Annotated in this window: 8 protein-coding genes; 3 read left to right on the top strand and 5 right to left on the bottom strand. The window is 61.2% G+C overall.

From position 1 onward, the window contains the following. The first annotated feature begins 26 nt into the window (after positions 1-26). The 3 genes from secA to mutT all read left to right on the top strand — a co-directional run bounded on the left by secA (position 27) and on the right by mutT (position 4,410). Positions 27-2,747, top strand: coding sequence for a preprotein translocase subunit SecA (gene secA, locus MUW49_RS03040; protein ID WP_103261558.1), 2,721 nt, complete (start codon positions 27-29; stop codon positions 2,745-2,747). A gap of 65 nt (positions 2,748-2,812) precedes the next feature. Beyond that, positions 2,813-3,997, top strand: a complete 1,185-nt coding sequence (locus MUW49_RS03045) for a tetratricopeptide repeat protein (protein ID WP_244812384.1) — start codon at positions 2,813-2,815, stop codon at positions 3,995-3,997. Positions 3,998-4,005: 8 nt separating this feature from the next. After that, positions 4,006-4,410 carry an 8-oxo-dGTP diphosphatase MutT gene (gene mutT, locus MUW49_RS03050; protein ID WP_171864957.1) on the top strand — a complete coding sequence of 135 codons (405 nt, stop codon included), beginning with the start codon at positions 4,006-4,008 and terminating at the stop codon, positions 4,408-4,410. Positions 4,411-4,467: 57 nt separating this feature from the next. Here mutT and yacG read toward each other — a convergent pair whose 3' ends face one another. The 5 genes from yacG to MUW49_RS03075 all read right to left on the bottom strand — a co-directional run bounded on the left by yacG (position 4,468) and on the right by MUW49_RS03075 (position 8,261). Beyond that, positions 4,468-4,662: a DNA gyrase inhibitor YacG gene (gene yacG, locus MUW49_RS03055; protein WP_039040499.1), complete on the bottom strand. Its 195-nt coding sequence runs from the start codon at positions 4,660-4,662 to the stop codon at positions 4,468-4,470. A gap of 10 nt (positions 4,663-4,672) precedes the next feature. Beyond that, positions 4,673-5,395 (bottom strand): cell division protein ZapD, encoded by a 723-nt coding sequence (gene zapD / locus MUW49_RS03060; protein ID WP_010675825.1) that lies wholly within the window; start codon positions 5,393-5,395, stop codon positions 4,673-4,675. Positions 5,396-5,432: 37 nt separating this feature from the next. Continuing rightward, a complete protein-coding gene (coaE, locus tag MUW49_RS03065; protein ID WP_113978310.1) occupies positions 5,433-6,047 on the bottom strand; it encodes a dephospho-CoA kinase in 615 nt (204 codons plus the stop codon). 18 nt (positions 6,048-6,065) lie between these two features. Next, positions 6,066-6,941: an A24 family peptidase gene (locus MUW49_RS03070; RefSeq protein WP_113978309.1), complete on the bottom strand. Its 876-nt coding sequence runs from the start codon at positions 6,939-6,941 to the stop codon at positions 6,066-6,068. 78 nt (positions 6,942-7,019) lie between these two features. After that, positions 7,020-8,261: a type II secretion system F family protein gene (locus MUW49_RS03075; RefSeq protein ID WP_010675822.1), complete on the bottom strand. Its 1,242-nt coding sequence runs from the start codon at positions 8,259-8,261 to the stop codon at positions 7,020-7,022. Between the last annotated feature and the right edge of the window lie 366 nt (positions 8,262-8,627).

Below are 8,627 nucleotides of genomic sequence, written 5' to 3' on the forward strand. Positions count from 1 at the left end.
TTATATAACCAAAACAGTTGGTACCCATGATTAGCACACTGCTCACCAAGATTATCGGCAGCCGGAATGACAGAACGCTCAAGGCTTTGCGCAAAATTGTAAAACAAATCAATGCGATGGAGCCTCAGTTCGAGGCACTGTCCGATCAGGAACTGCAGGCGAAGACCGCCGAGTACCGTCAACGTCTGGAGCAGGGCGAAACACTGGAGCAGTTGCTGCCGGAGGCGTTCGCCACCGTCCGTGAAGCCTCCCGCCGTGTGTTCGGCATGCGTCACTTCGACGTCCAGCTGATCGGCGGCATGGTGCTGAACTCCAACCGCATCGCCGAAATGAAGACAGGTGAAGGTAAAACCCTGACGGCCACCCTGCCGGCCTACCTGAACGCCCTGACCGGCCGCGGTGTGCACGTCGTGACGGTGAACGACTATCTGGCCAAGCGTGATGCGGAAGCCAACCGCCCGCTGTTCGCCTTCCTCGGCATGACGGTGGACTGCAACGTGCCCGGCATGGATGCGTCCCAGAAGCGCGATGCCTACGCTGCCGACATCACCTACGGTACCAACAACGAATTCGGTTTCGACTACCTGCGCGACAACATGGCATTCTCGCCGGAGCAGCGTGTACAGCGTCCGCTCAACTACGCGCTGGTGGATGAGGTGGACTCGGTGCTCATCGATGAAGCTCGTACTCCGCTCATCATCTCCGGTCCGGCGGAAGACAGCTCCGCCATGTACACCCAGATCAACAAGTTGATCCCCCTGCTGGTCAAGCAGGACAAGGAAGACTCCGAGGAGTACACCGGCGACGGCCACTACACGGTGGACGAAAAGAACCGCCAGGCGCTGCTGACCGAGAACGGCCAGATCTTCGTGGAAGAGCTGCTCAAGAAAGAGGGACTGCTGGCCGAGGATGACTCCCTGTTCTCCGCCACCAACATCAGCCTGCTGCATCACGTCAATGCCGGCCTGCGCGCGCACACCCTGTTCGAGCGCAACGTCGACTATATCGTCCAGAAGGACGAGATCGTCATCGTCGACGAGCACACCGGCCGCACCATGCCGGGTCGTCGCTGGTCAGACGGTCTGCACCAGGCGGTTGAGGCGAAGGAAGGGGTCAAGATCCAGAACGAGAACCAGACCCTGGCCTCCATCACCTTCCAGAACTACTTCCGTCTGTACGACAAGCTGGCGGGCATGACCGGTACTGCGGATACCGAAGCCTTTGAATTCCAGCAGATCTATGGCCTGGATACCGTGGTCATCCCGACCAACAAGCCGATGGTGCGCAAGGACATGGGCGATCTCGTCTACCTGACCGCCCAGGAGAAATACGCGGCCATCGTGCAGGACATTCGCGAGTGCGTGAAGCGCGGCCAGCCCGTGCTGGTCGGTACCGTCTCCATCGAGAACTCCGAGCTGCTCTCCGGCATCCTGACCAAGGAAAATATCCCGCACAAGGTACTGAACGCCAAGTTCCATGCCATGGAAGCGGAGATCGTCGCCCAGGCCGGCCAGACCGGCGCCGTCACCATCGCCACCAACATGGCCGGTCGTGGTACCGACATCGTGCTGGGCGGCAACTGGCAGGCGGAGATCGCCCAGCTGGAAAACCCGTCAAGCGAGCAGATTGCCGGGCTGAAAGCGGCCTGGCAGGTGCGTCATGACGAAGTGCTGGCGGCCGGTGGCCTGCACATCATCGGTACCGAGCGTCACGAATCCCGTCGTATCGACAACCAGCTGCGCGGCCGTTCCGGTCGTCAGGGTGATCCGGGTTCCTCCCGCTTCTACCTCTCCATGGAAGATACCCTGATGCGGATCTTCGCCTCCGACCGCGTGACCGGCATGATGAAGAAGCTGGGCATGGAAGAGGGCGAAGCCATCGAGCATCCCTGGGTGACCAAGGCCATCGAGAATGCCCAGCGCAAGGTGGAAGGTCGCAACTTCGACATCCGTAAAAACCTGCTCGAGTTCGACGACGTGGCCAACGATCAGCGCAAGGTGGTCTACGAGCAGCGCAACGAACTGCTGGACACCAACGACATCTCCGAGACCATTCACGTCATCCGTGACGACGTCTACGGCGCCATCATCGACGAGTACATCCCGCCCCAGTCCCTGGAAGAAATGTGGGACGTGCCGGGTCTGGAAGCGCGTCTGAAGTCCGATTTCGCCCTGGATCTGCCGCTGCAGCAGTGGCTGGCGGAAGACGACAAGCTGTATGAAGAGAAGCTGCGCGAACGCATCCTGGATGAAGCCACCAAGCTCTATGCCCACAAGGAAGAGCTGGTCGGCAAGGAGGTGCTGCGCAACTTCGAGAAGGCGGTGATGCTGCAAACCCTGGACGGCCTGTGGAAAGAGCACCTGGCGGCCATGGATCACCTGCGTCAGGGCATCCATCTGCGCGGCTACGCCCAGAAGAACCCCAAGCAGGAGTACAAGCGCGAATCCTTCGATCTGTTCACCCAGATGCTGGAAACCCTCAAGCGCGACGTGGTCAGCATCCTGAGCCGGGTACAGGTGCAGGAGCGGGATGTGGAGGCGATGGAAGAGCAGCAGCGCCAGCAGGCCGAAGCCGCTCCCCGTACCTACACCCATGCCACGGCCGAAAACCAGCTGGCTGACGAGGATACGGGTGGGGCCGAGGGCCATACCACCTTCGTGCGCGACGAGCAGAAGATCGGGCGCAATGATCCCTGCCCCTGTGGTTCGGGTAAAAAATACAAGCACTGTCACGGTCAGCTGACCTGACACCCTGCCATGATGAATACACCGCCTTCGGGCGGTGTATTCATTTTCGGACCAAGGAGGGGACGATGAGCAGATTGCCGGCGGGATGGGATGGGGAGGCACATGGGCACTGGCTGCAGGAGAGACGCCAGGAGGCGATCCGTTGTGTGCTGAGCAGGCTGAACGCAGAGACGAACAAATCTGTTCCCCTGCAACTGCAGTTTGCCTATTACCTCTTTTTGTCCGGCGATCCCGCCTCGGCGGCCCAGGTGCTGACGCTGGCGTACCGATCCGCGCCCGATAACACTGAGGTGCTGCGCAATCTCTGTGTCTGCCTCTCGCGCTCCGATCAACATGAGCGGGCCGTGATGCACCTGGTCGAACTGGTGCGGCGCGAGCCGGATGATTATCTGGTCCATGACGGGCTTTGCACTTCCCTTGCCAAGCTAGGACGCCATGAAGAAGCGGCACAAGCGGGAACCCGTGCCCTGACTCTCAAGGATGAGGCCGTCTCGCAGCCTGTCGCAGGGTGGGTGCTGCCGATAGAGGGGCCGGATGACTGGCTCGCGGAGCAGGGGGAGAAGCAGGCAGTCATCGCCTTCTCCTTGTGGGGAGTACAGCCTCGCTATTTGCGGGGAGCGCTCGACAATGTGCTGGCCGCAGCTTACCTCTATCCTGGCTGGCGGGTGCGCTTCTATGTGGATGGCAGTGTCCCTCAGGGGTTTCTGGCCTGCCTGCAGGAACATGGCGCCGAGATAAAGGTGCAGCCCGATGGCCAATCCCAGCGTCAGCGCCTCTGCTGGCGCTTCCAGGTCGCCAATGATCCCGGCGTGGGGCGCTTTCTTGTGCGCGATGCGGACTCCGTGCTGAATCTGCGGGAGCGGCTGGCGGTCGATGACTGGCTTGCATCGGGGCGCTGGTTCCATATCATGCGTGACTGGTGGAGCCACACCGATCTGGTGCTGGCCGGCATGTGGGGCGGTGTGGCCGGTGTGCTGCCTCCCCTTGCGCCGCTGATGGCGAGCTATCAGCCCAGTACCATGGAAACACCGAACATCGACCAGTGGTTCTTGCGAGACTGTTTATGGCGCTATCTGCGCCAGAGCGCGCGGGTACACGATCGTTGTTTCACTCCGCCCGGTGCGGTGCCCTGGCCGCAGGTTGCGCCGCCGGGCAATGAGCATGTCGGGCAGGATCTCTTCAGGGCCTGGGGGGATCAGCAGGCCATTCGGCTTGCCCCCTGGATCGCCCGTTTGCCGTGTTTACGCTGAGGACAATGATGGAACAGAAGAAACGGATCTGGGTGGCGGTGGGCGTCATCGAGAACGAACGGGGCGATATCTTCATCGCCAAACGCTCAGCCGATCGCCATCAGGGGGATCGCTGGGAGTTTCCTGGTGGCAAGGTGGAGTCGGGGGAGGATCTGCTCACCGCGCTGGACAGGGAATTATGGGAAGAGATCGGGATCCGGGTGCAAGATTGTGCCCCCTTCATGGAGCTGCACCACGACTACCCCGACAAGCAGGTCTTGCTGGATATCTGGAAAGTGACCCGCTTCCACGGCGAGCCCTTTGGCAAGGAGGGGCAGGAGTGTCGCTGGGTGCCACTGGCCTCGCTGCACGAATACCGCTTCCCGGATGCCAACGGCCCCATCGTCGCGCGGTTGCAGGCCTCGCTTGCCTGAAAGGGAATCGATACTAACAAAAAAGGGCCTGAGGGCCCTTTTTTGATCGTGAAGTATTTATTGCCAGGGATCGCCCTGTTCTGGGTCGGGCAGCAGATCCGGGTTGATCTCGCCCGGGATGCGCTTCTGTTCATCCGCCCACTCGCCGAGGTCGATTAGCTGGCAGCGCTTGCTGCAGAAGGGGCGAAACGGGCTCTGCGGACCCCATTCGATCTCGCTCTGACAGGTCGGGCACTTTACCTTGGTCACCATGGGGCGCTCCTCAACAACAGGCGAGCTGGAAGGAAACGTCGCCTATCTGCTGTTCCGTCGTCGGCAGGAAGCGCAGGGCGAAGCGGTTCTTGTGGCCGCTCAGGGTCGGATAGCAGGGCTGGGTGCCCGCCAGACGGATGCGGATCAGTTCAGCCCCTTCGGCGGTATCCTGGAAGAAGCCGTTGGTGGCCACCTGGTCGCTGAAGTTGCCCGACTCGCGCCACAGGCGCAGCAACAGGGAGATGGCGTTCATCAGCAGGGTGATGTCACTCAGCCATTGCTGCATCTGCTGGTGGCGGGTGACGGCCGGGGTCGCCAGCCAGTGGTGCAGTTGCGGCACATCGAAGGCGCACAGACCACCCGGAATGGAGAAGCGCTGACGAATGGAGCCGAGCAGGCGATCCTCTTTCAGACGGGCGCCGGGGCGCGGGGAGTTCAGCAGGTTGCGGGAGAGCTGGGTACTCTCCTGCTGCATCCGCTGGATCTGCTCGAGATCGACGTCAGGCAGACTGGCCCAGTGGCTCAGGCGTTGGCCGAGGCGCTCCAGATCCTTGATGAGATCGGCACGCAGGTCACCACGCTCCAGCAACTCCTGCAAATCGAACAACCCCTTGAAGAAGGCGATATGTGCCCAGGACTGGTCACTCTCCAGATTGTCGCGGATCTGGGAAAACAGGGACTCCAGACGAAGATAGGTCCGGCTTTTTTCATTGAGGGGGAAATCGTAAATCATGCCTAATCCTGGCCAGCCATAAACCGGCCTAGTGTACTCACAGTTGCTGGGCTTGTTGAGAGGCAAATGCCAGATATGTCTGGTGCAGGGCGAAAATTCGCTGCCAGATGGTCTCACTCGTACCACTCTGGTTGTCCAGGACGTCGTCGGCCATCGCCAGGCGCTCGCTGCGGCTCGCCTGGGACGCCAGTATCGCCTGGGCCTGTTCCCGACTGACGCCATCGCGGCGGCAGGTACGCTCGATTTGTGTCGCTTCGTCCACATCGATCACCAGTACCCGATCGGCGAGGGAAGTGAGCCTGTTTTCCACCAGCAAGGGGACGACAAGCAGGCAGTAGGGGGAGCGGGTTGCCGCACACTGGCGCAGCATCTCGCTGCGGATGAGGGGATGGAGCAGGGCATTGAGCCACTCCTTGGCCTGCGAGTCGGTGAAGATCCGCTCTCGCAGCCGGCGGCGATCGAGCTGGCCATCGGGGGTCACGACATCCGGGCCAAAATGGGCTGCGATGGCAGCCAGAGCAGGGGTGCCGGGCTCCACCACCTCACGGGCGATGATGTCCGCATCCACCACCTCGATGCCCAGCTTGGCAAAGCGGTTGGCAACCGTGGTCTTGCCGCTGCCGATTCCCCCTGTGATTGCGACTACATACATGGGTCAGAGATCCTTTTGCTAGAGCACGACATCAAGATACCAGCGGGTGATGCTATCGCCCCACAGCAGCGTTATCCAGCCCGCGATGGCGAGATAGGGGCCAAAGGGAATGGGTTTGCCCTGGTGGTGGTTGCGCAGCAGGATGAGACCGATGCCGATGATGGCGCCCGCCAGCGAAGAGAGCAGCAGCACGATGGGCAAGGCTTGCCAGCCGAGCCAGGCGCCCAGCGCCGCCAGCAGTTTGAAGTCGCCATAGCCCATCCCTTCCTTGCCGGTCAGCAGCTTGAAGGCCCAGTAGAGGCTCCAGAGCACCAGATAACCCGCCATGGCGCCGACCACCCCATCGGCCAGGGGCACGAAACCGCCCGCCAGATTGAACAGCAGGCCAACCCAGAGCAGGGGCAGGGTGAGCTGATCCGGCAAGAGCATCTTGTCCAGGTCGATGAAGGTCAGTGCGACCAATGTCCAGGTGAGCAGCAGAGCGGCAAGGGTGCCCCAGCCGGGGGCAAGCGCGGCTGCTACCGAGACCGACAGCAGGGCGGTGAGCAGCTCGACCAGGGGATAGCGAGCCGAAATGGGGGCGTGGCAGTTGCGGCAGCGCCCCCTGAGCCATAGCCAGCTCAGCAGGGGAATGTTCTCCAGCGCCCCTATGGGGTGGTCGCAGTGGGGGCAGCGGGAGCGAGGCATCATGAGGTTGTATCGTCCGGTTGCAGGAGGAGTCTCTTCACCGTCACCGAAATAGTCGCTGTATTCGGCATGCCAGGTCCGCTCCATCATGATGGGCAGACGATGGATCACCACGTTCAGGAAGCTGCCCACCATCAGGGAGAAAAGGAAAATCAAGGAGAGATAGAGCCAGGGCAAGCCCTGGGCCAGTTCGATCAAAGGCACCATAGATCAATCGCTTGTGTCGGGAACGGGGATGACAGTTGGCCGGGGGGAAATGCACCGCCCGGCCCTCTGCCGAGGGGGTCAGTGTATCACAGAGCCCAGTTTGAAGATGGGGAGGTACATGGCCACGACCATGCCGCCGACCAGCACCCCGAGCACCACCATGATGATGGGTTCGAGCAGGCTGGTGAGGCCGTCGACCATGTCGTCCACCTCCTGTTCGAAAATGGCGGCGACCTTGGAGAGCATGTCGTCGATGGCGCCGGATTCCTCACCGATCATCACCATCTGGGTCACCATGTCGGGGAAAAGATCCACGGTGCGCATGGCGACGTTGATCTGCATGCCGGCCACCACCTCGTTGCGAATGGCCATGGTCGCAGTGCGATAGACATAGTTGCCCGATGCTCCGGCCGCCGAGACCAGGGCATCCACCAGCGGGATACCGGCGGAGAAGGTGGTGGAGAGGGTGCGTGCAAAACGGGCCATGGCCGCCTTGTGCAGTATGTTGCCCACCACGGGAATGGTGAGGATGAACTTGTCCGTGTTGTCCCTGACCTTCTGGGATTTTCGCCAGGCCCGCACATAGAGGAAGACGGCGAGAGCAGCGCCGCCAAAGATGGCGTACCACCACTCCTGCATAAAGCGGGAGATGGCGATGACGAACCGGGTGAAGGCGGGCAGCTCGGCACCGAAGCTCTTGAAGATATCCTCGAACTGGGGAATGACGAAGAGCAGCAGGATGGAGGTGACGACGATGGCTACCAGAATGACCATGGACGGATAGAACATGGCCTTCTTGATCTTGGATTTGAGGGCTTCGTTCTTCTCGCGGTAGATGGCGATACGGTCGTAGATGGTCTCCAGTGCACCGGATTGCTCCCCGGCCTCGACCAGGTCGCAATAGAGGTCGTCGAAGTGGCGGGGATGGCGGCGCAACGCCTCCGAGAGCGGGGTGCCTGTTTCCACATCGGCGGCGATCTGGCCGATGAGCTCGCGCACCGCCGCTTTCTCGTGGCCACGAGCGATGATCTGAAGACTCTGCACCAGAGGCACGCCGGCGGAGAGCATGGTAGTGATCTGGCGGGAGATGACGGCGATGTCCATCGGCTTGATCTTGGCACCGCCCTTGGAGAAGAGCCCCTGGCTCTGCTTGCTGACCCTGGTGACGTTGACGCCCTGCTTGCGCAGCTCGGCCTTGACGGTGGTGATGCTGTCGGCTTGCAGCTCGCCGGAGACCTTCTGTCCCTTGCGGTTGACGCCGTGCCAGCGGTAGGAGAAGACTTTTTTCGGTGCGTTGCGTTTTTGAGCTAATGTGGCCATCACTGCATCCTGCAATTGGGCGACGGTGGCCGGATGCTGCTGCCTGTCCGGCTCATCTTGGCTTGAAGAAGGTCATCGGGGTGATGGCAGCGGCTTCACCCGGCGAGATGACTCGGGCACTGCGAACTCAGTTGGTGGTGATCCTGTTGATTTCGGCCAGGCTGGTGACGCCAAGACGCGCTTTCTCGAGGCCGGATGTACGCAGGGTGCGCATCCCTTCTTTTTGGTTCTTCGCGGGATCTTGGGGAAGTGGAAGTTGACAGACAGGGTGCTGGTAAACTGGCTGTCTCCAAACACACCACCACCATCACCCTGCTGTCGCCGTGCATCATATTGATATTGCCTCCTTCTGGCCAGGTTATACCG

Origin of the sequence: Aeromonas sp. LsrichE-8G, assembly GCF_022869435.1 — a bacterium.
GTDB classification, from domain to species: domain Bacteria; phylum Pseudomonadota; class Gammaproteobacteria; order Enterobacterales; family Aeromonadaceae; genus Aeromonas; species Aeromonas caviae.

Bases quoted from the DNA above. Each gene is read 5' to 3' on its own strand.
- mutT (WP_171864957.1), top strand. From the start codon at position 4,006: ATGGAACAGAAGAAACGGATCTGGGTGGCGGTGGGCGTCATCGAGAAC.
- MUW49_RS03075 (WP_010675822.1), bottom strand. From the start codon at position 8,261: ATGGCCACATTAGCTCAAAAACGCAACGCACCGAAAAAAGTCTTCTCC.
- yacG (WP_039040499.1), bottom strand. From the start codon at position 4,662: ATGGTGACCAAGGTAAAGTGCCCGACCTGTCAGAGCGAGATCGAATGG.
- coaE (WP_113978310.1), bottom strand. From the start codon at position 6,047: ATGTATGTAGTCGCAATCACAGGGGGAATCGGCAGCGGCAAGACCACG.
- MUW49_RS03070 (WP_113978309.1), bottom strand. From the start codon at position 6,941: ATGGTGCCTTTGATCGAACTGGCCCAGGGCTTGCCCTGGCTCTATCTC.
- zapD (WP_010675825.1), bottom strand. From the start codon at position 5,395: ATGATTTACGATTTCCCCCTCAATGAAAAAAGCCGGACCTATCTTCGT.
- MUW49_RS03045 (WP_244812384.1), top strand. From the start codon at position 2,813: ATGAGCAGATTGCCGGCGGGATGGGATGGGGAGGCACATGGGCACTGG.
- secA (WP_103261558.1), top strand. From the start codon at position 27: ATGATTAGCACACTGCTCACCAAGATTATCGGCAGCCGGAATGACAGA.